Origin of the sequence: Xanthobacter lutulentifluminis, from assembly GCF_043194675.2 — a bacterium.
In the GTDB taxonomy this organism is placed as follows: Bacteria; Pseudomonadota; Alphaproteobacteria; order Rhizobiales; family Xanthobacteraceae; genus Xanthobacter.
Genome location: NZ_CM195525.1, coordinates 1679789 through 1702732, shown reverse-complemented (window position 1 = coordinate 1702732; position 22944 = coordinate 1679789). Strand labels below are relative to the sequence as shown.

At 69.2% G+C, this 22944-nt stretch carries 19 protein-coding genes, 6 tRNA genes and 1 pseudogene; 20 read left to right on the top strand and 6 right to left on the bottom strand.

Annotated elements, in window-relative coordinates; translation table 11 throughout:
- Nucleotides 1–418: 418 nt before the first annotated feature.
- On the bottom strand, nucleotides 419–1045 hold the full coding sequence (gene cmk, locus V5F49_RS07665; protein WP_394117804.1) for a (d)CMP kinase: 627 nt from the start codon (nucleotides 1043–1045) through the stop codon (nucleotides 419–421).
- Nucleotides 1046–1053: 8 nt separating this feature from the next.
- The gene (aroA, locus tag V5F49_RS07660) at nucleotides 1054–2424 is read right to left on the bottom strand and encodes a 3-phosphoshikimate 1-carboxyvinyltransferase (protein ID WP_394117668.1); all 1371 of its coding nucleotides are present in this window, start codon (nucleotides 2422–2424) and stop codon (nucleotides 1054–1056) included.
- Between the two features lie 187 nt (nucleotides 2425–2611).
- On the opposite strand from aroA, the gene V5F49_RS07655 reads away from it, so the two are divergent.
- The 4 genes from V5F49_RS07655 to V5F49_RS07640 all read left to right on the top strand — a co-directional run bounded on the left by V5F49_RS07655 (nucleotide 2612) and on the right by V5F49_RS07640 (nucleotide 4913).
- Nucleotides 2612–3007 carry a TIGR02300 family protein gene (locus V5F49_RS07655; RefSeq protein WP_394117667.1) on the top strand — a complete coding sequence of 132 codons (396 nt, stop codon included), beginning with the start codon at nucleotides 2612–2614 and terminating at the stop codon, nucleotides 3005–3007.
- A gap of 140 nt (nucleotides 3008–3147) precedes the next feature.
- Nucleotides 3148–3223, top strand: a tRNA-Ala gene (locus V5F49_RS07650).
- A gap of 75 nt (nucleotides 3224–3298) precedes the next feature.
- Nucleotides 3299–3374 (top strand) — tRNA-Ala (locus tag V5F49_RS07645).
- Between the two features lie 489 nt (nucleotides 3375–3863).
- Entirely contained in the window at nucleotides 3864–4913 is a 1050-nt protein-coding gene (locus V5F49_RS07640; protein ID WP_394117803.1) for an aldo/keto reductase, read from the top strand.
- 503 nt (nucleotides 4914–5416) lie between these two features.
- On the opposite strand, the gene bioB is transcribed toward V5F49_RS07640, so the two are convergent.
- Complete coding sequence (bioB, locus tag V5F49_RS07635; RefSeq protein WP_394117802.1) at nucleotides 5417–6427, bottom strand: biotin synthase BioB; 1011 nt, start codon at nucleotides 6425–6427, stop codon at nucleotides 5417–5419.
- Nucleotides 6428–6711: 284 nt separating this feature from the next.
- On the opposite strand from bioB, the gene V5F49_RS07630 reads away from it, so the two are divergent.
- The 3 genes from V5F49_RS07630 (at nucleotide 6712) to V5F49_RS07620 (ending at nucleotide 11841) form a co-directional block, all read left to right on the top strand.
- Nucleotides 6712–9066: an Orn/Lys/Arg family decarboxylase gene (locus V5F49_RS07630; protein WP_394117666.1), complete on the top strand. Its 2355-nt coding sequence runs from the start codon at nucleotides 6712–6714 to the stop codon at nucleotides 9064–9066.
- Nucleotides 9067–9088: 22 nt separating this feature from the next.
- Complete coding sequence (locus V5F49_RS07625) at nucleotides 9089–9661, top strand: GNAT family N-acetyltransferase (RefSeq protein WP_394117665.1); 573 nt, start codon at nucleotides 9089–9091, stop codon at nucleotides 9659–9661.
- A gap of 113 nt (nucleotides 9662–9774) precedes the next feature.
- Nucleotides 9775–11841 carry an NAD(+) synthase gene (locus tag V5F49_RS07620; protein WP_394117664.1) on the top strand — a complete coding sequence of 689 codons (2067 nt, stop codon included), beginning with the start codon at nucleotides 9775–9777 and terminating at the stop codon, nucleotides 11839–11841.
- 169 nt (nucleotides 11842–12010) lie between these two features.
- Here the strand turns inward: V5F49_RS07620 and V5F49_RS07615 are convergent.
- From V5F49_RS07615 to rlmB, 3 genes are all read right to left on the bottom strand, one after another.
- Nucleotides 12011–12085 (bottom strand) — tRNA-Thr (locus V5F49_RS07615).
- A gap of 131 nt (nucleotides 12086–12216) precedes the next feature.
- A complete protein-coding gene (locus V5F49_RS07610; RefSeq protein WP_394117663.1) occupies nucleotides 12217–13884 on the bottom strand; it encodes an MFS transporter in 1668 nt (555 codons plus the stop codon).
- Between the two features lie 314 nt (nucleotides 13885–14198).
- On the bottom strand, nucleotides 14199–15047 hold the full coding sequence (gene rlmB, locus V5F49_RS07605; protein ID WP_394117662.1) for a 23S rRNA (guanosine(2251)-2'-O)-methyltransferase RlmB: 849 nt from the start codon (nucleotides 15045–15047) through the stop codon (nucleotides 14199–14201).
- A 365-nt stretch (nucleotides 15048–15412) separates the two neighbouring features.
- On the opposite strand from rlmB, the gene V5F49_RS07600 reads away from it, so the two are divergent.
- The 13 genes and pseudogenes from V5F49_RS07600 (at nucleotide 15413) to rplL (ending at nucleotide 22884) form a co-directional block, all read left to right on the top strand.
- A tRNA-Tyr gene (locus V5F49_RS07600) sits at nucleotides 15413–15497 on the top strand.
- 164 nt (nucleotides 15498–15661) lie between these two features.
- Nucleotides 15662–15735, top strand: a tRNA-Gly gene (locus V5F49_RS07595).
- Between the two features lie 98 nt (nucleotides 15736–15833).
- On the top strand, nucleotides 15834–16445 hold the full coding sequence (locus V5F49_RS07590) for a hypothetical protein (protein WP_394117661.1): 612 nt from the start codon (nucleotides 15834–15836) through the stop codon (nucleotides 16443–16445).
- Nucleotides 16446–16517: 72 nt separating this feature from the next.
- Nucleotides 16518–17708 (top strand): elongation factor Tu, encoded by a 1191-nt coding sequence (gene tuf, locus V5F49_RS07585; RefSeq protein ID WP_509210716.1) that lies wholly within the window; start codon nucleotides 16518–16520, stop codon nucleotides 17706–17708.
- Nucleotides 17709–17807: 99 nt separating this feature from the next.
- Nucleotides 17808–18332: a hypothetical protein gene (locus tag V5F49_RS07580; protein ID WP_394117961.1), complete on the top strand. Its 525-nt coding sequence runs from the start codon at nucleotides 17808–17810 to the stop codon at nucleotides 18330–18332.
- Nucleotides 18333–18496: 164 nt separating this feature from the next.
- Nucleotides 18497–18573 (top strand) — tRNA-Trp (locus V5F49_RS07575).
- Between the two features lie 219 nt (nucleotides 18574–18792).
- On the top strand, nucleotides 18793–18990 hold the full coding sequence (gene secE, locus V5F49_RS07570) for a preprotein translocase subunit SecE (protein WP_394117962.1): 198 nt from the start codon (nucleotides 18793–18795) through the stop codon (nucleotides 18988–18990).
- Nucleotides 18991–19004: 14 nt separating this feature from the next.
- Nucleotides 19005–19535 carry a transcription termination/antitermination protein NusG gene (gene nusG, locus V5F49_RS07565; protein WP_394117963.1) on the top strand — a complete coding sequence of 177 codons (531 nt, stop codon included), beginning with the start codon at nucleotides 19005–19007 and terminating at the stop codon, nucleotides 19533–19535.
- Nucleotides 19536–19699: 164 nt separating this feature from the next.
- A complete protein-coding gene (rplK, locus tag V5F49_RS07560) occupies nucleotides 19700–20149 on the top strand; it encodes a 50S ribosomal protein L11 (RefSeq protein ID WP_394117964.1) in 450 nt (149 codons plus the stop codon).
- A gap of 5 nt (nucleotides 20150–20154) precedes the next feature.
- On the top strand, nucleotides 20155–20853 hold the full coding sequence (rplA, locus tag V5F49_RS07555; RefSeq protein ID WP_394117965.1) for a 50S ribosomal protein L1: 699 nt from the start codon (nucleotides 20155–20157) through the stop codon (nucleotides 20851–20853).
- A gap of 300 nt (nucleotides 20854–21153) precedes the next feature.
- Nucleotides 21154–21234 (top strand): annotated as a pseudogene (locus V5F49_RS07550) (YjiS-like domain-containing protein); the annotation flags it as partial.
- 685 nt (nucleotides 21235–21919) lie between these two features.
- Nucleotides 21920–22438, top strand: coding sequence for a 50S ribosomal protein L10 (gene rplJ / locus V5F49_RS07545; RefSeq protein WP_394117966.1), 519 nt, complete (start codon nucleotides 21920–21922; stop codon nucleotides 22436–22438).
- 68 nt (nucleotides 22439–22506) lie between these two features.
- Entirely contained in the window at nucleotides 22507–22884 is a 378-nt protein-coding gene (gene rplL / locus V5F49_RS07540) for a 50S ribosomal protein L7/L12 (protein WP_394117967.1), read from the top strand.
- Nucleotides 22885–22944 lie beyond the last annotated feature (60 nt).

Here is a 22944-nt window from a genome sequence, read left to right as displayed (position 1 = left end):
GTGGGAGGGGTCGACCCGCCCGCCGCTTTCCGTCGGCGTGTCTTCGGGCGTGTCCTCGGGCGGGAACATGACGGCATGCGTCCTGTCCCGCGGAGCCCCTTAGGGCGGCGTCCGGGCCAGACGGGGACGCATTGATGGCGCTCGATGCGCGAGATGGCGAGCCGACGCTCCGGCGTCCGCACGAGGAGCGCTAAGGGCAGGGCGTCGCGCGGCCCAGGTCGTGCCTTCCGCCCAGGTCGTGCCTTCCACCCAAGTCGTGCCCTACACCCGTGTCGCTTCGTGGGCGGCGCCAGTCGGCGTGTCGCCAATCCATCGAGCGCTTCGCGCCGAGCCTTCGGCTTCGCTCAGCATGCCACGCGGAGCGCGTTGGTGCTGCTTTGTTCAGCACGCCTGCCGGCGCGCCTTGGTGTTGCTTCGGTCAGCGCGCCTTCCGGCGCGCTTCCACGGCGGCGAGGGCGGCGGCGAAGGCGCCGGGAATGTCGAGGGTCGAGGTATCCAGCAGCACCGCGTCGTCCGCCATGGTGAGCGGCGCCGCGGCGCGGCCTGAATCCCGCTCGTCGCGCCGGCGGATGTCCTCCAGCACGGCATCGTAGGCGATGTCCTCGCCGCGCCCGCGCAGCTCGAGGAAACGCCGCTCGGCGCGCACCTCGGGCTTCGCGGTCACGAACAGCTTCGCGTCAGCGTCCGGGCAGATGACGGTGCCGATGTCGCGCCCGTCCAGCACCGCGCCGCCGGGCTGGGTGGCGAACCGGCGCTGCAGCTCCAGCAGGGCGGCCCGCACCTGCGGCCGCGCCGCCACCACGGACGCCGCCTCGCCCAGCGCGGCGGTGCGCAGGGCGTCAGGGTCGAGGGCTGCCACGTCGAGCGCATGGGCGGCGCGCACCGAGGCCACCTCGTCCGCCAGCACCCCCTCGGCGAGGCAGCGCGCCCCCACCGCCCGGTAGAGCAGGCCGGTGTCGAGGTGCGGCAGCCGGAAATGCGCCGCGAGGCGCCGGGCGAGCGTGCCCTTGCCGGAGGCCGCCGGCCCGTCGATGGCGATGATCACGGCCATCCTCAGGCGATCTCGCCGCCGAGGCCGCGCATCATGGGAATGAAGCTGGGGAACGAGGTGGCGATGAAGGCCACGTCGTCCACGCTCACGCCCTCGGTGGTCGCAAGGCCGAGCACCAGGAACGACATGGCGATGCGATGGTCCATGTGGGTCGCCACCGGCCCGCCGCCGCGCACGGTCTGCGCGCCGGTGACGAGCAGGTCGTCGCCATGGACCTCGTGGGCGATGCCGCAGGCGGCAAGGCCGTCCGCCACCGCGGCGAGGCGGTCGCTTTCCTTCACCCGGAGCTCGGACAGGCCGCGCATGGCGGTCACCCCGTCAGCAAAGGCGGCGGCTACCGCCAGCACGGGATATTCATCGATCATGGCCGGCGCGCGCTCGGCCGGCACCTCGACGCCCTTCAGGCGGGAATGGCGCACGCGCAGGTCGGCGACGCGCTCGCCGCCCTCCTCGCGCTCGGCCAGCACCTCGATGCTCGCGCCCATTTCCAGCAGGGTGGTGATGAGGCCGGTGCGCAGCGGGTTCATCATCACGTTGGTCAGCGTCACGTCCGAGCCGGGGACGATCAGCGCCGCCACCAGCGGGAAGGCGGCCGAGGAGGGGTCCGCCGGCACGTCCACCGGCGCGGCCACCAGATGCGGGCGGCCGGCGAGGGTGATGCGCCGTCCGTGGGCGCCGTGCGGCTCCACCCGAACCGAGGCGCCGAAATGGGCGAGCATGCGCTCGGTATGGTCGCGGGTGGCCTCGCGCTCGATCACCACCGTCTCGCCGCGGGCGCCGAGGCCGGCGAGCAGCACGGCGGACTTCACCTGCGCCGACGGCATGGGGGTCTCGTAGGTGATGGCGCGGGTGGCATCGCTGCCCTTGAGCGTGAGCGGCAGGCGGCCGCCCTCGGCGCTTTCGGCCACCTCCACGCCCATGGCCACGAGCGGGTCCAGCACGCGCTTCATGGGTCGCTTGCGCAGGCTGGCGTCGCCGTCGAACGTGGCGCTCACGTCCTGCCCGGCCACCGCGCCCATCATCAGGCGCACGCCGGTGCCGGAATTGCCGAAATCGAGCGGCGCGTCGGGCTGGGCGAGGCCGTTGGCGCCGGTGCCCTCCACCTCCCAGCGGCCCTCGCCGAGCCGGGTGACGCGCGCGCCGAGGGCCGAGCAGGCCTTGGCGGTGTTCAGCACGTCCTCGCCCTCCAGCAGGCCGGTGATGCGCGTCACGCCCTCCGCGAACAGCCCGAAGATCAGCGCGCGGTGCGAGACCGACTTGTCGCCGGGCACCCGGACGTGGCCGGAAAGCGGTCCGGAAGGCCGTGCGGCGGCGGGCTGGGCGGGACCGGATCCGTGGCCGGAGGCGGGAGCGGCGCTGGGGGTGGCGGACATCTGGGCCTCTTGGGGACGCTGGACCGGCGCGGCGGCCGTCCGAAGCTCTTCTGTGGGAACAGGAGCGTCGTCTAGCACAGGGCGTGGCGAGGCGTCACCGCCCGGCCCGGCGGATCGGCCCTTGACAGGGAATACGCCACGCGCCAATGGAGCACGCTCCTGTTGAGCCCTTCCGAGGATCTTTGCCGTGGCGAAGCCTGAACTCGGCACCAAGCGCATCTGTCCTGTCACGGGGCGCAAATTCTACGACCTGAACAAGGACCCGATCGTGTCCCCGTTCACGGGCGAATCCTATCCGCGTTCCTATTTCGAGCCGGCCGCTCGTGGTGCCAGCCGGACCGAAACACCCCGTAACGTCCCCGAGGACGCCGAGGGCGAGGACACCGAGGCCGAGGTCATCAGCCTCGAGGAAGCCGACGAGGAGGCCTCCGGCTCTGCCAAGGTCACCACCGGCGACGACGTCGATGTGGATGACGACATCGAGGCCGGTGACGACGACACCTTCCTCGAGGAAGACGAAGATGATGGGGATGACGTCTCCGATCTGATCGGAGAGGGCCTCGAGGACGACGAAGAGGCTTGATACCCGTCGCGGCCTGTGCTTAAAGGCCGCTCTCGCTCGGCGGACCTGTTTCTCCGAGCTTCCGCCGCGGGTTTCCCCGCATGCAGATCCGGCGTTTCCACCCCAATGGAGACGTTTCTGCAGGCAGGCCGCGGTCCGGTGGGGCCATAGCTCAGTTGGGAGAGCGCTTGAATGGCATTCAAGAGGTCGGCGGTTCGATTCCGCCTGGCTCCACCAATTCACTTTTAAGCGTGCGAAGCGCCGGTCCGGATCCTGCCCGGGTCCGTCAGGCGTGACCACGCTTCCCCGCGTGGGGCCATAGCTCAGTTGGGAGAGCGCTTGAATGGCATTCAAGAGGTCGGCGGTTCGATTCCGCCTGGCTCCACCACTTCCTCCACGCTGATCCGGATCACCGCCGTGTCGTCGCCGACCCGGGCGGTGGCGGCTGCGCCGGATGTCTGTCGGCCTCCCTTCCCCTGAGAAGAGCGTGGTCGGGCGCGACTGGCGCCCGCAGCCGCCCGCTTCCTCGCGCTCCCGGTTCGGCAGCCCGACGCCGCGCCCGTGATCCGTGCCCCCCTCGACCGTGCTCCGCGACGGCCCCGCCACAGGGACCTGCCGCCTGCGAATCACTTCGGCCGCCCGGCACCGGTGCGCGGCGCGAATCACCTGGCGGACCCGTCTCCAGTCCGAAGCCGCGGCATCACCTGCCCCCGCTCTGGCCCCCTTGATCGGGCTTGCCCTGCGTGAACGCGCACGGGTCGTGCGCGGGGCGCCGGCCGCGCGCCGGGAATGTGATGCTGCGGTGCATTGACGGCGGCGGTTGCCGGGTCTTTTCTCCCGCTCCCTCCCTCTCCTCCCCGGAGCCTTCCTCTCCATGCTGGAGTATCGCCCCCTCGGGCGCACCGGCCTTTCGGTGTCGTCCATCGCCCTCGGCACCATGACGTTCGGGCAGCAGAACACCGAAGCCGAGGGCCACGCCCAGATCGACCGCGCCCTCGATGCCGGCATCAACTTCATCGACACCGCCGAGCTCTATTCCATCCCGCCCAAGGCCGAGACGCAGGGCTCCACCGAGCGCATCATCGGCACCTGGCTGAAGGCCCGCGGCGGACGCGAGCGCGTCATCATCGCCACCAAGGCGGTGGGCCGCTCCGACCAGACCTGGTTCCGCGCCGGAGAGCGCAAGACGCGGCTCGACGCGCGCAACATCAACGAGGCCATCGAGGGCTCGCTGCGCCGGCTTCAGACCGATTATGTGGACCTCTACCAGCTGCACTGGCCGGACCGCTCGGTGCCGCTGTTCGGCGGCCATGCCGATCCCCGGCTCGCCACCGGCGAGGGGCCGGAGGTGCCCATCGAGGAGACGCTGGGCGCGCTCGGCGATCTGGTGAAGGCGGGCAAGGTGCGGCACATCGGCCTGTCCAACGAGACCGCATGGGGTGTCCACCGCTTCCTCGCGGCGGCAGAGGCGGGGCACGGCCCGCGCATCGCCTCGGTGCAGAACGCCTACAACCTGCTGAACCGCACCTACGAATACGGCCTGTCGGAGTTCGCCGAGCGGGAGGATGTGGGCCTTCTGGCCTATTCGCCGCTGGCGCAGGGCTACCTCACCGGCAAGTATCTCGACGGCGCCCGCCCGGCCGGCACCCGCACCACCCTGTTCAACCGCGGCCAGCGCTACGAGAAGCCGGGAACGGAGGCGGCGATCCGCGATTATCTGGACGTCGCCGCCGCGCTCGGGCTCACGCCGGTGCAGCTGGCGCAGGCCTGGGTGACGAGCCGCAGCTTCGTCACCTCCAACATCATCGGCGCCACCTCCATGGCCCAGCTGGAGGAGACGCTCGCCACCCTCGACGTGGCCATCACGCCGGAGATCGAGGCGCGGGTGAATGCGGTGTTCCAGCTGCGCGGCAGCCCTGCGCCGTGAGCTGTCCGGGCGCGGGATTCGGTCCGTTTCGGATCAGTCTTTCCTGCGGCTTCACGGACCGCGTGATAGACATCTGCCCACACAACCGGAGCGCCACGAGACGGCCTCCGCGAGCGGGCCGGACGAATCGAATCCCGTGCCAAGCCCTGACCGGCACGGGGTGGGCGGGCCGGACGGTAGCCAGAAATGGCGCCGTCCGGCTCGTTTCCCTCAAGGCCCCATCCCTCACCCAATCCGGCTCCTGAACGACCCCGGCCTCCCGCGCGCCGCGCCGTCCCCACGGACGGGGCAAAGCCCCTGCCGCGCCGTCCCCTGATTGCGGCCAGCCGCTGGCGTCCAGCCCCTCCGTCCAGGGTCCCGCTTGGCGGCCTGCGCCCGTCTGCGATCAGCCGGGCGCAGGTCCTTTACGCGGTTGCGTGCATGGATTGCGCCCGCATTCCGAGATTTTTGCGCGCGCCGGTTGTCGATCTGCGTCGGAATGGAGTGAAATTTCGCGCTCCGGCCTATTCCGCCGCGGAGCGCTCGCCCGCCCGTGCCGGGGCCGCGGCGCGCAGGCCGAGGCGGGCGAACAGCGCGGCGTCCTTCTCCCGTTCCGGATTGCCGGTGGTCAGCAGCGTGTCGCCGGTGAAGATGGAATTGGCGCCGGCGAGGAAGCACAGGGCCTGCAGCTCGTCGCTCATGGCGTGGCGGCCGGCGGACAGGCGCACCACCGAGCGGGGCATGAGGATGCGCGCCAGCGCGATCAGCCGCACGAAGGCGATGGGATCGGGCGGGTTGGCGGTGTCCATCACCGGCGTGCCGTCGATCTCGTTCCACATGTTCAGCGGCACGCTCTCGGGGTGCGGCGACAGGCCGGCCAGCAGCACCAGCATGGAGATGCGGTCGTCCACCGTCTCGCCCATGCCGACGATGCCGCCGGTGCACAGGCGGATGCCGCCGGCGCGCACCGAGGCGAGGGTGTCGAGCCGGTCGTCCATGGTGCGGGTGGTGACGATCTGCGGGTAGAATTCCGGCGAGGTGTCCACGTTGTGGTTGTAATAGTCGAGGCCGGCGGCGCCTAGGCGGTCCACCTGCGCGGGGGTGAGCATGCCCAGCGTCACGCACGCCTCCAGCCCCATGGCCTTCACGCCGGAAATCATGGCGCACACGGCGTCGAGGTCGCGGTCCTTGGGGCTGCGCCAGGCGGCGCCCATGCAGAAGCGGGTGGCGCCGCCGTCGCGGGCCGCGCGGGCCTGCGCCAGCACCTCGTCCACGCCCATCAGCTTGCTGGCCTTGAGCCCGGTCTCGTGATGCGCGCTCTGGGAGCAGTAGCCGCAATCCTCCGGGCAGCCGCCGGTCTTGATGGCGAGCAGGGTGGCCGTCTCCACCTCGGCCGGGTCGAAATGGCGGCGGTGGATGGACTGAGCGCGGAACAGCAGATCCGGGAAGGGCAGGTCGTAGATGGCGCGCGCCTCGTCCTGGGTCCAGTCGGAGCGGGGTGCGCCCGCGTCCACGCCGTTGCCGGTTCCGGCCATCGCGCTCATGGTTCGTCCTTCCTCGATGTCGTCGGTTTCCCGATTACGCCGCAACGCATCATCGATGCAATCCCGCCCGAGGGGGAAGCGGCCGCGGACCGGGCGCGCGCGGCCATTCAGCCGTTCGCGCAGCGGGGGCCGGGTGCGCGAGGTGGCCGATCACCATCAGGTGAGCGCCGCGGCGGCGGCTGGAGTGGCACCCTGCGCCCGGCGGCCGGGGTGTCGTGGTCCTGTCATCGAAGCCGACGACACCACGGCGCCGGATCTGCGCGCGGGGGCCCCCGATGGATTATTTCAGACGCTTCAACTTCCTGTTCGCCACCCCGGCCTTCGACGCCGAGGATCTGGAAGGCGCGCGGCTCGGCCAGATCGTGGCGGAGATCGAGCGCGCCGGCTTCGAGGTGGTGCGCGCCCGCAACCTCGAGGACGCCGAGATCGTGGTGCAGACCGACGCCGCCATCGGCTGCATGGTGGTGGACTGGGGCAAGAAGGGCCTGGAGGGCAAGACCTCCGCCCTCATCAACCTGATGCGCCGGCGCGGCCTCGACTTCCCCATCATTTTGCTGATCCGCAGGAAGCGGCTCGAAGACGTGCCGGTGGAGGTGCTGGACTTCATCGACGGCTATGTCTTCCTCTCCGAGGAGACGCCCCCCTTCATCGCCAAGAACCTGGTCAGCCGCCTGAAGCAATATGCCGAGACGCTGAAGACCCCGTTCTTCGGCGCGCTGGTGGATTATGCCGAGGAAGGCAACCAGCTGTGGACCTGCCCCGGCCACAACGGCGGCGTGTTCTATTCCAGAAGCCCCATCGGCCGGGTGTTCATGGAGCACCTGGGCGAGGCGGTGTTCCGCGACGACCTCGACAATTCCGTGCTTGATCTCGGCGACCTTCTCACCCACGAGGGGCCGGCGCTGGCGGCGCAGAAGGAGGCGGCGAAGATCTTCGGCGCCGAGAAGACCTATTTCGTGCTCAACGGCACCTCCACCTCCAACAAGGTGGCCCTCTCCGCCCTCGTCACCGATGGCGACCTGGTGCTGTTCGACCGCAACAACCACAAGGCCGCCCACCACGGCGCGCTGCTCATTTCCGGCGGCATCCCGGTCTATGTGCCCACCATGCGCAACGCCCATGGCCTCATCGGCCCCATGGACTACGCCGCCTTCGACGAGGAGGCCCTGCGCGAGCGCATCCGCACCCACCCGCTGGTGAAGGACCCCGATGCGTGGAAGAAGCCCCGGCCGTTCCGCGTGGCGGTGGTGGAGCAGTGCACCTATGACGGCACCATCCACAACGCCGAGATGATCCTGGAGAAGATCGGCCACCTCGCCGAATACATCCTGTTCGACGAGGCGTGGGCCGGCTTCATGAAGTTCCACCCGCTCTTTGCCGGGCGCTTCGCCATGGGGCTGAAGGATCTGGGACCGGATGCGCCGGGCATCATCGCCACCCAGTCCACCCACAAGCAGCTGGCGAGCTTCTCGCAGGCCTCGCAGATCCACATCAAGGACCGGCACATCAAGGGCCAGAAGCGGCGGGTGGAGCACCGCCGCTTCAACGAGAGCTTCATGCAGCACGCCTCCACCTCGCCCTTCTACCCCCTGTTCGCCTCCCTCGACGTGGGCGCGCAGATGATGAAGGGCCGCTCCGGCGAGGTGCTGTGGGACGACACCATCCGCCTCGGCATCGAGCTCAGAAAGAAGATCCGCGCGGTACGCCGCGAGTTCGAGGAGAAGGAGCAGCGGCCCGAGCGGCGCTGGTTCTTCGAGCCGTTCGTGCCGGACCGGGTGGCCATCCCCGATGCCTCCCGCTCCGGCGCGGTGCATGAGGTGGCGTGGGAGAGCGTCTCAACCGACCTCCTCGCCAGCGATCCCGCCTTCTGGCAGCTCGCCCCCGGTGCGGCGTGGCACGGTTTCCCCGGCATGGCCGAGGGCTTCGCCATGACCGATCCCAACAAGCTCACGCTCCTCACCCCCGGCTTCGAGCGGGGCGGCGGCTATGCCGAGCACGGCATCCCGGCGCCGGTGGTGGCGCAGTATCTGCGCGAGAACCGCATCGTCGCCGAGAAGAACGACCTGAATTCGCTGCTCTTCCTGCTCACCCCGGGCGTGGAGGCCTCCAAGGCGGGCACGCTCATCTCCGGCCTTGTCGCCTTCAAGAAGCTGCACGACGACAACGCGCTGCTGGAGGACGCCATTCCCGAGTTCTTCCGCCGCCGCCCGGCCCGCTATGCCGGGGTGCGGCTGAGGGACCTGTGTGGCGACATGCACCGCTTCTTCCGCGCGGCGGATGTCAGCGGCCTGCAGGCCCGCCAGTTCTCGGCCCAGCACCTGCCGGAAATCGCGCTCTCGCCCCACGATGCCGCGCGCTGCCTGGTGCGCAACGACGTGGACTACCTGCCCATCGACGCCATCGCGGGGCGCATCGCCACCACGCCGTTCGTGGTCTACCCGCCGGGCATCGCCACCATCGTGCCCGGCGAGCGGCTCGGCGACCGGGCCCGGCCCATGATCGACTACCTGAAGATGTTCGAGGCCTGCTTCAACGCCTTCCCCGGCTTTGACGTGGAGATCCAGGGCGTCTATCGCGAGACGGACGGCATGGGCCGCGTGCGGCTCCACACCTATGTCGTGGCGGAATAGGGCAGGGGCGTACGGACCGGCCATGGAAGGCGAGACTGACCAGCAGGGCGCAATCGTCATCCGTCCCTCGCGGGACACGGACGTGGAGGCGATGCTCGCCATCTATCGCCGCCACATCCGGCGCGGCGTCGAGGCCGGGGTGGAGGACGACGGCGCGCCCGAGCCGGACGACCTGAAGGAGCGGCGGAAGAATTTCCGCGCCCGCCGCTTCCCCCATCTGGTGGCGACGCGCGACGGCGAAGTGGTGGGCTATGCCTATGTGGTGCTGTTCCGCAAGCGCCCGGCCTATCGCTACACCGTCAAGCATTCCATCTATGTGCACCACGATCAGGTGGGCCGGGGCGTCGGCAGCACGCTCATGGGCGCGCTCATCGACGCCTGCGCCGCAACCGGCTTCCGGCAGATGATCGGCTATATCGACGCCGACAACGCCGCCTCCCTCGCCTTGCACGAGCGGTTCGGCTTCGTGCGGGTGGGCTTCCTGCCGGGGGTCGCCTATCGCTATGGGAAGTGGGCCGACAGCGTGATGGTGCAGCGCTCGCTCGGCCCCGGCGCCACCACCCCGCCGCCGCCTCTGCCCCTCTCCACCCGCTGAGGCCGCGCGGGCCGTCACGGTGGCGCGGCGGGATCGCGCCGCGCGTGGCAAACGGCGCGCGGCGGCCTATGCTCGCGCTTGCCCATATTCCGACACCAGGACCCGCCCCCGGCATGAGCGCCCTAAGCCGAGACTTCCGCTGCCTGTACCGCCACGGCTTCCTGCGCATCGCCGCCTGCGTGCCGCGCGCCACCGTGGCCGATCCCGCCTTCGCCACCGCGCGCACGCTGGAGCTGGCCCGGCAGGGGCACGAGGAGGGGATCGCCGTGATGCTCTTCCCCGAGCTCGGCCTGTCCTCCTATGCCATCGACGACCTCCTGTTCCAGACGCCGCTGCTCGACGCGGTGGAGGCGGCGGTGGGGGAGATCGCGGACGCCGCGCGCGATCTCGATCCGGTGCTGGTGGTGGGCGCCCCCCTGCGCCACGCGGGGCGCCTGTTCAACACCGGCATCGTCATCCATCGCGGCACGGTGCTGGGCGTGGTGCCCAAGAGCTACCTGCCCAACTACCGCGAGTTCTACGAGCGCCGCTATTTCTCGCCCGGCGTGGACGAGCGCGGCGGCGCGATCCTCCTGGGCGGGCGCGAGGTGCCGTTCGGCGTGGACCTGCTGTTCCGCTCGGAGGGCGCGGTGCCCTTCACCTTCCATGTGGAGATCTGCGAGGACGTGTGGGTGCCGCAGCCGCCGTCCACGCGCGCGGCGCTGGCCGGGGCCGAGGTGCTGCTCAACCTTTCCGCCAGCAACATCACCATCGGCAAGGCCGAGGCACGGCGCCTGCTGTGCGGCTCCCAGTCGGCCCGCACCGTGGCGGCCTATGCCTATTCGGCGGCGGGGCCGGGGGAATCCACCACCGATCTCGCCTGGGACGGGCACGCCGCGGTGTTCGAATATGGCGACCTGCTGGCCGAGGCGGAGCGCTTCCCGGTCGGCTCGGTGATGGCGGTGGCGGACGTGGACCTGGAGCGGCTCCGGCAGGAGCGCATGCGCGTCAACACCTTCGGCGATTGCGCCCGGGCAGAGGCGGGGGCCGTGCCGGCCTTCCGCACCGTGCGCCTCGCCTATGAGCCGCCGGCCCGCCCGGTGGCGCTGAGCCGCGTCGTGCCGCGCTTCCCGTACGTGCCGGACGATCCCGCCCGGCTGCGGGAGGATTGCTACGAGGCCTACAACATCCAGGTGCAGGGCCTCGCCAAGCGGCTGGCGGCCACGGGCATGAAGCACGTGGTGATCGGCGTGTCCGGCGGGCTCGATTCGACCCAGGCGCTCATCGTCGCCGCCCGCGCCATGGACCGCTGCGGGCATCCGCGCGCCAACGTGCTGGCCTACACCTTGCCGGGCTTCGCCACCTCCGAGGGCACCAAGGCCAATGCGTGGGCGCTGATGCGCGCGCTGGGCGTGAGCGCGCAGGAGATCGACATCCGCCCCGCCGCCCGGCAGATGCTGGCCGATCTCGGCCATCCGTTCGCGCGGGGCGAGGCGGTCTATGACGTGACGTTCGAGAACGTGCAGGCCGGCCTGCGCACCGATTACCTGTTCCGCCTCGCCAACCACAACAATGCGCTGGTGGTGGGCACCGGAGACCTCTCCGAGCTGGCGCTGGGCTGGTGCACCTATGGCGTGGGCGATCACATGTCCCACTACAACGTCAACGCCTCGGTGCCGAAGACGCTGATCCAGCACCTGATCCGCTTCGTGGCCGCCTCCGGCGACGTGAGCGGCGAGACGGCGCAGGTGCTGGCGGCCATCCTCGCCACGGAAATCTCGCCGGAGCTGGTGCCGGCGGAGCCGGGCGGCGCCATCCAGTCCACCCAGAGCATCATCGGCCCCTATCCGCTGCAGGATTTCACGCTCTACTACCTCAGCCGCTACGGCTTCGCCCCCTCGCGCATCGCTTTCCTGGCCGAGCACGCCTGGGCCGATGCGAGCGCCGGCCGCTGGCCGGATGCGGTGCCGCAAGGCGAGCGGCACGCCTATGACCTCGCCGAGATCCGGCGCTGGATGAAGGTGTTCCTGCGGCGTTTCTTCACCAGCCAGTTCAAGCGCTCCACCATCCCCAACGGGCCGAAGATCTCCTCCGGCGGCTCGCTCTCCCCCCGCGGCGACTGGCGCGCCCCCTCCGACAGCGGCCCCGGCCCCTGGCTTGCCGAGCTGGAGGCGAACGTGCCGGACGAGGCGGCGCGATAGGGGAGGCGTGGCGGGTCTCGCGCCGGGTTGGCGGACGGCGGCGGCGCGGGGCAACAACTGCGCCGGGTTGGCCGGCGGCGGCGCGGGGCAACAACTGCGCCGGCTTGGCGGGCGGCGGCGCGAAGGGACCGGCGCGCCGGGTTGGAGGGCTGCGGCGCGGGAGCGGGGATGGTGCCGGGTGAGGGGATCGAACCCCCGACCTTCGGTTTACAAAACCGCTGCACTACCGCTGTGCTAACCCGGCTCCGGCCCATGCTGTACCAGCGCCGCAAAACGCGGACAAGCGGCCGGAAACGAAACGGCCCCGCCGGAGGGCGGGGCCGCGTCGTGCGGGCTGTGTGCGGCGGCCGCGCGGCGCGGGGCCGCGCGCTGGCGTCAGTGCCAGTGATCGATGTTGCGATCCTTGGTCTCGGGCACGAACAGGAGGCCGATGACGAAGGTCATCAGGGCGATCACGATCGGATACCAGAGGCCGTAGTAGATGTCGCCGGTGGCGGCCACCATGGCGAAGGCGGTGGCCGGCAGCAGGCCGCCGAACCAGCCGTTGCCGATGTGATACGGCAGCGACATGGAGGTGTAGCGGATGCGGGCCGGGAACAGCTCCACGAGAGCCGCCGCGATCGGGCCGTACACCATGGTCACGAACAGCACGAGGATGAACAGGAGCCCGATCACCGCCGCCACCTGCGGGCGGAAGATGTCGAACGGATGCGCCATCCTCACCACGTCCTTGTTGGTCGCTGCCGACGGGTAGCCCGCCGCCTGGAGGGCCGCGGTGGTCGCCTTGCTGAAGTCAGGCGAGTAGGGAACCACGGTGTCGTTCACCTTCACCTGCACCGGCGAGCCGGCGGGGGCGGGCTCGGTGGTGTACTTCACCGACGACTTGGCGAGGAAGTCGCGGGCGAGGTCGCACGGCTGGGTGTAGACGCGGGTGCCGACAGGGTTGAACAGGCTGCCGCAATTGCCGGGATCGGCCACCACGGTCACGCGCACGTTCTGGATCGCCTTCTCCAGCGCCGGGTTGGCGTAGGTGGTGATCATGTTGAACAGCGGGAAGTAGCTCGCTGCGGCGATCAGGCAGCCGGCCAGGATGATGGGCTTGCGGCCGATCTTGTCGGAGAGCCAGCCGAAGAGCACGAAGAAGCCCGTGCCGAACACCAGCGACCACGCGATCAAGAGATTCGAGGTGTAGCCGTCCACCTTCAGGATCGATTGCAGGAAGAACAGGGCATAGAACTGGCCCGTGTACCAGACCACGCCCTGGCCCGCGACGAGGCCGAACAGGGCGAGCAGCACGATCTTGAAGTTGCCCCACTGGCCGAAGGCCTCCTTCAGCGGCGCCTTCGAGGTGGTGCCCTCCTCCTTCATCTTCTGGAAGGTCGGCGATTCGGACAGCTGGAGGCGGATCCAGACCGAGATGCCGAGCAGCGCGATGGAGACGAGGAAGGGAATGCGCCAGCCCCAGGCCGCGAAGTTCTGCTCGCCGACGACGGTGCGGGTGACCAGGATGATGATGAGCGACAGGAACAGGCCCAGCGTCGCGGTGGTCTGGATCCACGAGGTGTAGAAGCCGCGCCGCCCATGCGGGGCGTGCTCCGCCACGTAGGTCGCGGCGCCGCCGTACTCGCCGCCGAGCGCGAGGCCCTGCAACAGGCGCAGCACGATGAGGATGATGGGCGCGGCGATGCCGATGGAGGCGGCGCTGGGCAGGATGCCGACGATGAAGGTCGACAGGCCCATGATCAGGATGGTGACGAGGAAGGTGTACTTGCGGCCCACGAGATCGCCGACGCGCCCGAACACGATGGCGCCGAACGGACGCACCAGGAAGCCGGCGGCGAAGGCCAAAAGGGCGAAGATGTCACGCGTCGCCGGCGGATAGGCGCTGAAGAACTGCGCGCCGATGATCGCCGCGAGCGAGCCGTACAGATAGAAATCGTACCACTCGAACACCGTGCCGAGCGAGGAGGCGAAGATGACCTTCTTCTCCTCCCGGGTCATCGGGCGCGCCTTGGCGCCTGCGGTTGCTGTCGTAACGCTCATGGACGTGGTCCCTCCCGTTGTCGGGCTCCGCCGGGGCGGAATCGAAGCCGAACACGAGCCTTGTCGAGGAGGGGCCGGGCGGAAAATGCACGTTCGCCCGCCGGCACGGTGGGGTGCGGCGGGCTGCGGGGCGTTCCTTCCTTCGGCCCTTCGTTCCGCCTTGGTGTTGGCGTGCGGATTTTCGACAGGGCAGGGCGCTTTGCGCGCCATGACGTAACGTTGGCGGACGGGCGTTAAACTTTCGATTGGCAAAAGGTATTAGGTGCAGGCGCGAAGGTGCTCGCCTGCCGCCTGCTGCATTGCGGGATCGGGCCTCAGGCCCGCTTCATCATCCGTCGCGCCATGCCCAGGGAGAGCGCGGCCGCATTGGAGACGTTCAGGCTCTTGATGGCGCCCGGCAGGTCGATGCGGGCAAGCACGTCGCAGGTCTCGCGGGTGAGCTGGCGCAGGCCCTTGCCCTCGGCGCCGAGCACCAGCGCGAGCGGCGCGCGCAGCGGCGTGTCCTCGAGGTCGGCCGGGCCCTCGCTGTCGAGGCCCACCACCAGCATGCCGTTGTCCTTGAGCTCCGTGAGCGCGCGCGCGAGGTTCTGCACCAGGCAGAACGGCACGTGCTCGAGCCCGCCCGAGGCGCTCTTGGCCAGCACGCCGGTGGCCACCGGGCTGTGGCGCGCGGTGGTGACGATGGCGCTCACCCCGAAAGCCGCCGCCGAGCGCACGATGGCGCCCACGTTGTGCGGGTCGGTGATCTGGTCCAGCACCAGCACGAGATCGGTCTTGGCGATGTCCTTCAGCGGCGGCGAGCGTAGGTGGTCCACCTCGGCCAGAAGGCCCTGATGCACCGCGTCCGGTCCCAGCAGCTTGTCGATCTCCGAGGGGCGCACCAGTTCCGGCGCGACAGGCAGGGTCAGCCCCTCCTCGGCCAGCCGGTTCACCGCATTCTCGGTGGCGAGGATGCGGCGGAACTTGCGCTTCGGGTTCGCCAGCGCCTCCGCCACCGTGTGCCAGCCGTAGAGCAGCGCCACGTCGTCCGCGCCGGCCCATGGCGGGGCCTTGCCGCCCTTGGCGCGGCGGGGCGGAAAGGGCGCGCCGGACCGGCCGCCGGGGCGCTGGGCGAAGGCGGGGCGGGAACCGGGGCGGCGGGGCTCGCGGGGATGGTCGGACATGGGATGGCTTTGTCAGACCCCGCCGCCCGGCGCAAGGGGCGGCGGGACCGGATGCGGCCGCGCCCGGCGCAAGGGGCGGCGGGGCCGGCGCAGGCGCGGCGTCTGCGCCGGTGCTCCCGGGGCGGCGGCCGGAGGCCCGTGGCGGCGCCTGAGACCGGGTTCGCGATCCCGCCGTCCACAGGACCGTCGCAGCCGGCGCATTTCCGGTTGACTTCGGCGCGCCGCTTTCACATAAACCCGGCCTCGGACGGCGATTTGAGCTTGCTTGTCGCTGCCTTCGGCCCGCTGGCGTTCTCCTGCATCACCAGTCCGGCTCGAAGCCCTGGCCGCAAGGCCCGGGTCTGAACGATGACGGGCGTCGTTATGGAGGGGTGCCCGAGTGGTTAAAGGGGACGGACTGTAAATCCGTTGGCTCTGCCTACGTTGGTTCGAATCCAACCCCCTCCACCACCCGTCATCGTCGCGCAGGCCAGCCGACAGGCGTCAGCGTCCGCCCGGTTCCCGCAAGGGGCCGGCACGCTGTCGCGCGGTATTGTCCGGCTTGTCCCCAGCCGGCGGGCCAGCCATCGCGGCGGCTTCCGCGGGGCACGGGCCTGTGTTAAGCGTCGCGCAGCGCGGGTGTAGCTCAATGGTAGAGCAGCAGCCTTCCAAGCTGAATACGAGGGTTCGATTCCCTTCACCCGCTCCAGCGCCTCGCGCGGCGCTCTGACGCAAGGTCAAGTTTCCGCTTTCATCCTCAGGTTGTCCGGGGCAGCTTCCTCTCGCCTCGTGCGACGGGAGAAACGCGTGCGCCTCAAGATCGTCGTCCTGCCGCTGCTGCTGATGGTGCTCGCGGCCTGCGCCTCCGTGCCTGGCCCCTCGCTGACGGCGGGCGACCTCGGGCAGTTCCGCCTCGCGGCGGTGGAGGTGAAGGGGGCGCAGGCGTTCGGTGCCTGGCCGGCCGAGGAGGAGGCCTTCATCGCCGCCCACGCGCTCGACCAGGAGACGCTGACGCGCATCCGCACCCGCCCCATCAAGGAGGACCCGGCGCTCGCCGCCTTCGCCCTGTCGCAGGCGACCACCCTGTTCCAGCAGGAGATGCCAGCGGCGACGCAGAGCATTCTCTCCGGCCAGAAGCCGGTGAGGATGGTGGTGCACCTCCAGCGCTTCGACGTGCCCTCGGTGGCGCGGCGCATGTTCACGGACCAGGTGGCGATGCTCTCCGCCCGGGTGCAGCTGGTGGACGCGCAGGGCGCGACGGTGCTTGATTCTCCCGACCTGCGCGTCGCCACGCCGCTCCTGGGCGGGCTTTCGAGCGCGGTCGCCTCGGCGGTCGAGAGCTCCTCCGGCAACGAGCCGGGCGCGGGCCTCGTGCGCAAGTTCGCCGAGGCCTATCGCGGCTGGCTCTTGCAGAAGTAGGAGAAACCCCCTATCCCACGCCCGGCTTTTTCGCGCGGCCCGTGCTGGGCGCTGACCGACTGAGAGAGAACGATGGCCAAAGAGAAGTTCAACCGCTCGAAGCCGCACTGCAACATCGGCACGATCGGTCACGTGGACCACGGCAAGACGTCGCTGACGGCTGCGATCACGAAGATCCTTGCCGAGACGGGCGGCGCGACCTTCACGGCGTACGACCAGATCGACAAGGCGCCGGAAGAGAAGGCGCGCGGCATCACGATCTCGACCGCGCACGTGGAGTATGAGACCAGCAACCGCCACTACGCGCACGTCGACTGCCCCGGGCACGCCGACTACGTGAAGAACATGATCACCGGCGCGGCGCAGATGGACGGCGCGATCCTGGTGGTTTCGGCGGCCGACGGCCCGATGCCGCAGACCCGCGAGCACATCCTGCTCGCCCGTCAGGTGGGCGTGCCGGCGCTGGTGGTGTTCCTGAACAAGTGCGACATGGTCGACGATCCCGAGCTCCTCGAGCTCGTGGAGATGGAGGTGCGCGAGCTCCTCTCGAAGTACGACTTCCCCGGCGACGACATCCCGATCGTGCGCGGCTCTGCGCTGGTTGCGCTTGAGAACGGCGATCCGGAGCTGGGCAAGAACGCGGTGCTGAAGCTGATGGAGGCGGTCGACGCCTACATCCCGCAGCCCGAGCGTCCGATCGACCTGCCGTTCCTGATGCCGATCGAGGACGTGTTCTCGATCTCCGGCCGCGGCACCGTGGTGACCGGTCGCGTCGAGCGCGGCATCATCAAGGTGGGCGAGGAAGTGGAGATCGTCGGCATCCGTCCGACCGTGAAGACCACGGTCACCGGCGTCGAGATGTTCCGCAAGCTGCTCGATCAGGGCCAGGCTGGCGACAACGTCGGCATCCTGCTGCGCGGCACCAAGCGCGAGGACGTGGAGCGCGGCCAGGTCGTGTGCAAGCCGGGTTCGGTGAAGCCGCACACCAAGTTCAAGGCCGAGGCCTACATCCTGACGAAGGAAGAGGGCGGCCGCCACACGCCGTTCTTCACCAACTACCGCCCGCAGTTCTACTTCCGCACGACGGACGTGACCGGCGTGTGCACGCTGCCGGAAGGCACCGAGATGGTGATGCCCGGCGACAACGTGTCCATGGACGTGCACCTGATCGTGCCGATCGCCATGGAAGAGAAGCTGCGCTTCGCCATCCGTGAAGGCGGCCGCACGGTTGGAGCAGGGGTGGTGGCTGCGATCATCGAGTGATCGCAGCGCTGGACCTCGAGTCCGGAGCGTGACGGAACAGGGCGGCGCCTTCGGGCGCCGCCTTTTTCGTTTGGCGAAGTCACTGCTTTCGGGGGACGCATGATCGGACGGTTGAATGTCGTCGCTCTGGTCCTGCTGGCGATGGGGATGCCTGCGGCGGCAGGGGAATTCGCTCAACGCCGCGCACAGGCGCTGGGAGATCGGACCTATGTGTCCTTCCCTCTGCTCCTGCCAGAAAACATTGTCGGGCTTCACTATCGCCCCGGCCGCGATGTGTACGACGCCATCGCCTACTTTGAGGCGCCCCAAGAGGGTGCTGAAGGCGGCCGTCTCGTGGTGTGGACCTCGTACGAGAAATCCTTGCAGTACGGGACGTGGACGGCTGAAGATTTCCGGATCTGCGTCGAGCCGAATGCCTTCTACACGAGGCAAATTGATTGGCGGCTTCACGAGCGCCTGTGCATTGGACGCGACACGGATGTCGCCACAAAAAGCCTGTTCTTCGAAGGCGACGTGTTCGGGCTGGCGAAGCGGCCGACGGCTCCGTTCGATCTGTCTGCCGCGAACCTGCCAGAGGTTTTCCGGCTCCTGCGCAACGCGACCCCCGCGCAGGCCGTGCCTTGAGCGAACGGGGCGGATGAGGTTCCTGTGGCGTGTTCGCCATCCCCCTTTACACGCGCGCCGCATGCCACTACACACACCCGTCCGATGCGCTGGGTCACTCCCCGGCGCGGCGGAGTCTACCCTTGAAGCCGGCGGGCATCGGCTCCCCTTCAAGGTGTCGGCCTAGGAGTGTAGCTCAACTGGTTAGAGCACCGGTCTCCAAAACCGGGGGTTGGGGGTTCGAGTCCCTCCACTCCTGCCAGTCCAGGTTCCCGGAGAGGGGCGGGCGGCAGGGCAGGCAGACGGCGGCGATGGGCGCGGCACGCGCGACCGGAGCGCCGCATTTTGGAATCCCGCAGCAGGGCCTCGCAAGGACATCCCTTCGAGCCGGTGCCGGCGGAACGGACATTTCATGCGGCGCCCGGCGTCGCGAGAGAGAGGTGGCGGCCACCGGGTTTTCCCAAGGGGCCGCCGGCGACACATGGCGAAGAACAGTCCTGTCGAGTTCTTTCAGCAGGTCCGCGCCGAAACGGCGAAGGTCACCTGGCCGACCCGGCGCGAGACGCTCATCACCACCGCCATGGTGTTCGTGATGGTGCTGCTCGCCTCGATCTTCTTCCTCGTCGCCGACCAGATCATCCAGTTCGGCGTCTCCGCCCTGCTCACCATCGGGCATTGAGGCGGGAGGCATTCATGGCAAAGCGCTGGTACATCGTTCACGCCTATTCCAACTTCGAGAAGAAGGTGGCCGATTCGATCCGCGAGCAGGCTGATCAGCGCGGGCTGACCGACCTGTTCGAGCAGATCCTCGTGCCCACCGAGAAGGTGGTCGAGGTGCGGCGCGGCCGGAAGGTCGACACCGAGCGCAAGTTCTTCCCCGGCTATGTGCTGGTGAAGATGGACCTCACCGACGAGGCGTTCCATCTCATCAAGAACACGCCGAAGGTCACCGGCTTCCTGGGCGCCGACAACAAGCCCATGCCGATCTCCGAGACTGAGGCCATGCGCATCCTGCAGCAGGTGCAGGAAGGCATCGAGCGGCCGAAGCCGTCGATCTCGTTCGAGGTGGGCGAGACCGTGAAGGTCTCCGACGGGCCCTTCGCCTCCTTCAACGGCATCGTGGAAGAGGTCGACGACAGCCGCTCGCGCCTGAAGGTGGCGGTGTCCATCTTCGGCCGCGCAACGCCGGTGGAACTGGAATTCGGTCAGGTCGAGAAGGTCTGATCCGAAAGGGTGGCCTTCGGGCCGCCTGAAGTCGGGCGCTCCGCGCGAGCGGGCGCCGGCGTGGGAGGGAAGGGGGCGTCTCGCCAAGCGCCCCGCCGTCCCGAACCACGCGATCCCGGCCGCACCCCGATGCGGGGCTGCGGCGCATATTGGGAGTTGTTGCAATGGCGAAGAAAATTACCGGCTACGTCAAGCTGCAGGTGCCCGCCGGCAGCGCCAATCCGGCCCCGCCGATTGGTCCCGCGCTCGGCCAGCGCGGCCTGAACATCATGGAATTCTGCAAGGCGTTCAACGCCCAGACGGCGCAGCTCGAGAAGGGCATGCCGATCCCGGTCGTCATCACCGCCTACCAGGACCGCTCCTTCACCTTCGAGCTGAAGACCCCCCCGGTCTCCTACTTCCTGAAGAAGGCCGCCGGCCTCGACACGAAGAAGAAGCCCGGCACCGGCTCCAAGACGCCCGGCAAGGGCACCTTCGTTGGCAAGGTCACGCGCGCCCAGCTCGCGGAGATCGCCGAGAAGAAGATGAAGGATCTGAACTGCGAGACCGTCGAGGCCGCCGTCCAGATGATCGAAGGTTCGGCCCGTTCCATGGGCCTGCAGGTTCAGGGGTGAGCGCCATGGCGAAGGCTGGCAAGCGTATCCGCGCCGCGAACGAGGGCATCGACCGCGTCAAGCTGTACGGGCTGGACGAGGCTCTGAACCTCCTCAAGGAGCGCGCGACCGCCAAGTTCGACGAGACCATCGAGGTCGCGCTGAACCTGGGCGTCGATCCCCGTCACGCCGACCAGATGGTCCGTGGCGTCTGCAACCTGCCGAACGGCTCCGGCCGTACGGTGCGCGTGGCGGTGTTCGCCCGCGGCGCCAAGGCCGACGAGGCCAAGGCCGCCGGTGCCGACATCGTCGGCGCCGAGGACCTGCTGGAGACCATCCAGGGCGGCAAGATCGAGTTCGATCGCTGCATCGCGACCCCGGACCTGATGCCGCTGGTCGGCCGTCTCGGCAAGGTGCTCGGCCCGCGCGGCCTGATGCCGAACCCGAAGGTCGGCACCGTGACCATGGACGTGAAGGGCGCCGTCGGCGCCGCCAAGGGCGGCGCGGTGGAGTTCCGCGTCGAGAAGGCGGGCATCATCCACGGCGGCGTGGGCAAGGCCTCCTTCCCGGTGGACAAGCTGGCTGAGAACATCCGCGCCTTCGTGGACGCGGTGGTGAAGGCCAAGCCCGCCGGCGCCAAGGGCACCTATGTGCAGCGCGTGGCGGTGTCCTCCACCATGGGCCCGGGCCTCAAGATCGAGCCGTCGACCGTCCTTTCGGCCTGATCGGCCAAGAGGTTGCGCATTCTGGAAAGGCCGGGCCGAGCGCCCGGCCTTTTCGCGTCCGGTGGCCGGCGGGGCGCGCCATCCTTTCCGGAACGTTGCGCCAGCCCCGGCGTCAGGTCGGGGCAGGGCTGCGTTTGCGGCGCTACTGCCACGCTGCAATGCGGGATAATTTCTCCTCACCAGTGCGGTGCATCATGCGTACGGCCGCACGAGGAGGATGAGATGTTCGCGCTCCAGACCCTTGGCGTCGCCCTGCGCAACGTGTTCGCCGGCGAGATCATGCGCCGCCGCGTCACCGACGAGCTGGCCCGGCTGAGCGATCGCGAGCTCGCCGACATGGGCATCAGCCGCTCGGACATCCGCCGCCTGGCCCGCGAGGCCGCGGTGGAGGCGACGGCGGTGCCGGCCGACGTGCCCGCCGCACAGGCTGCCGTGGCGCCCCGCCGCCCCGCCGTGACCGGCGCCGCCCGCCCGGCGTGAGATGCTGCCACCCGTCGTCCGGCGCGAAAAATGCACGGAGGACGTGACAAGGTGGCGGGAACCGAGTATATGGCTTGTTTCCGGGCGGCTTGCCGCCCGGTCAGGTATCTGAGCTTTCGCCCTTGACGGGGTGAAAGGGCTGGGAGGGTTCGCCCGCCCGGCCTAATCGTCTGTCAGATATCCGCAAGCGTGGCCTGCCGGCCCGTAGGCGGAAGGAGGCAGGCGGAAGTCCTGTCCGAGACTGCCGGCGCCCTGATGATCGCTGAATTCGGCGTTCGCTCAAGGCTTAATTCTCGCCACCCGCCTCCCGGAGGCGGCCCCTGGAGAGCCAGCATAGACGGGGAAGACCGGAATTTGCCTCCGCCTGCCAGTGCGGGCGGGGAGGAAGATCGGTTCGGAACCAGCGCCTTGCGCTCCGCGTCACGGTTCGCCCGTGCCCCGGATCGAGAGGGGACAGGGCATGAGAGCGTCGCGGATCGCGGCCTTCATGCCGGCTTCGGCAAAGGTCGCGGCGCGCGGCAAGGCGCAACCGGCGGAACTGAGCCCTTCGGGGCAAGGTGCCGCCAAGGCTTAAAGAGAGCCAGACGTGGATCGAGCGGAAAAACAAGAGCTCGTCACGACGCTCACGGAAGTGTTCAAGTCCACTTCCGTCGTCGTGGTCGCCCACTATTCCGGCCTCACCGTGGCCCAGATGTCGAAACTCCGTCGACAGATGAAGGCCGAGGGTGCGACCGTGAAGGTGGCCAAGAACCGCCTCGCCAAAATCGCTCTGGAAGGCTCCGACGTCGCCCATGTGGCGTCCCTGCTCAAGGGACCCACCGTGATCGCCTATTCGGATGATCCGGTGGCGGCGCCGAAGGTTGCCGTCGACTTCGCCAAGGCCAACGACAAGTTCGTGATCCTCGGCGGCGCGATGGGCAAGACGGCCCTCAACGTGGACGGTGTGAAGGCGCTCGCCACACTCCCGTCCCTGGACGAACTGCGTGCCAAGCTCGTCGGCCTCATCCAGGCTCCGGCGACCAAGATTGCGCAGCTCACCACGGCACCGGCGGCCAAGCTCGCCCGCGTGTTCGGGGCCTATGCCAAGCAGGACGAAGCAGCGTGAGGCCGCGGCCGCCACAGGCGGCCTGATCTCGCAATTCGAAAATCCGAACCTATCTTAAGGAATATCCCATGGCTGACCTGACCAAGCTCGTTGACGAGCTGTCCTCCCTCACCGTGCTCGAGGCCGCCGAGCTGGCGAAGCTCCTCGAGGAGAAGTGGGGCGTTTCCGCCGCTGCCGCCGTGGCTGTGGCCGCTGCCCCCGGCGCCGGCGCTGCCGCCGCCGCGGTGGAAGAGCAGACCGAGTTCACCGTTGTCCTGGCTGGCGCCGGCGACAAGAAGATCGAGGTCATCAAGGAAGTCCGCGCCATCACCGGTCTCGGCCTGAAGGAGGCCAAGGATCTGGTGGAAGGCGCTCCCAAGCCCGTCAAGGAAGGCGTGGCCAAGGACGAGGCCGAGAAGCTCAAGGCCCAGCTCGAGAAGGCTGGCGCCAAGGTCGAGCTCAAGTGAGCCTTTGACTTCGGGGGTCCCGGCCGCATGGCCGGGACCTCTTCATAGCCGGCCGGTGAG

Coding starts and splice junctions, on each gene's coding strand:
- aroA (WP_394117668.1), bottom strand. CDS start 2,424: ATGTCCGCCACCCCCAGCGCCGCTCCCGCCTCCGGCCACGGATCCGGT.
- tuf (WP_509210716.1), top strand. CDS start 16,518: ATGGCCAAAGAGAAGTTCAACCGCTCGAAGCCGCACTGCAACATCGGC.
- V5F49_RS07610 (WP_394117663.1), bottom strand. CDS start 13,884: ATGAGCGTTACGACAGCAACCGCAGGCGCCAAGGCGCGCCCGATGACC.
- bioB (WP_394117802.1), bottom strand. CDS start 6,427: ATGGCCGGAACCGGCAACGGCGTGGACGCGGGCGCACCCCGCTCCGAC.
- V5F49_RS07630 (WP_394117666.1), top strand. CDS start 6,712: ATGGATTATTTCAGACGCTTCAACTTCCTGTTCGCCACCCCGGCCTTC.
- V5F49_RS07580 (WP_394117961.1), top strand. CDS start 17,808: ATGATCGGACGGTTGAATGTCGTCGCTCTGGTCCTGCTGGCGATGGGG.
- secE (WP_394117962.1), top strand. CDS start 18,793: ATGGCGAAGAACAGTCCTGTCGAGTTCTTTCAGCAGGTCCGCGCCGAA.
- V5F49_RS07620 (WP_394117664.1), top strand. CDS start 9,775: ATGAGCGCCCTAAGCCGAGACTTCCGCTGCCTGTACCGCCACGGCTTC.
- nusG (WP_394117963.1), top strand. CDS start 19,005: ATGGCAAAGCGCTGGTACATCGTTCACGCCTATTCCAACTTCGAGAAG.
- rplA (WP_394117965.1), top strand. CDS start 20,155: ATGGCGAAGGCTGGCAAGCGTATCCGCGCCGCGAACGAGGGCATCGAC.
- rplK (WP_394117964.1), top strand. CDS start 19,700: ATGGCGAAGAAAATTACCGGCTACGTCAAGCTGCAGGTGCCCGCCGGC.
- rlmB (WP_394117662.1), bottom strand. CDS start 15,047: ATGTCCGACCATCCCCGCGAGCCCCGCCGCCCCGGTTCCCGCCCCGCC.
- V5F49_RS07625 (WP_394117665.1), top strand. CDS start 9,089: ATGGAAGGCGAGACTGACCAGCAGGGCGCAATCGTCATCCGTCCCTCG.
- rplL (WP_394117967.1), top strand. CDS start 22,507: ATGGCTGACCTGACCAAGCTCGTTGACGAGCTGTCCTCCCTCACCGTG.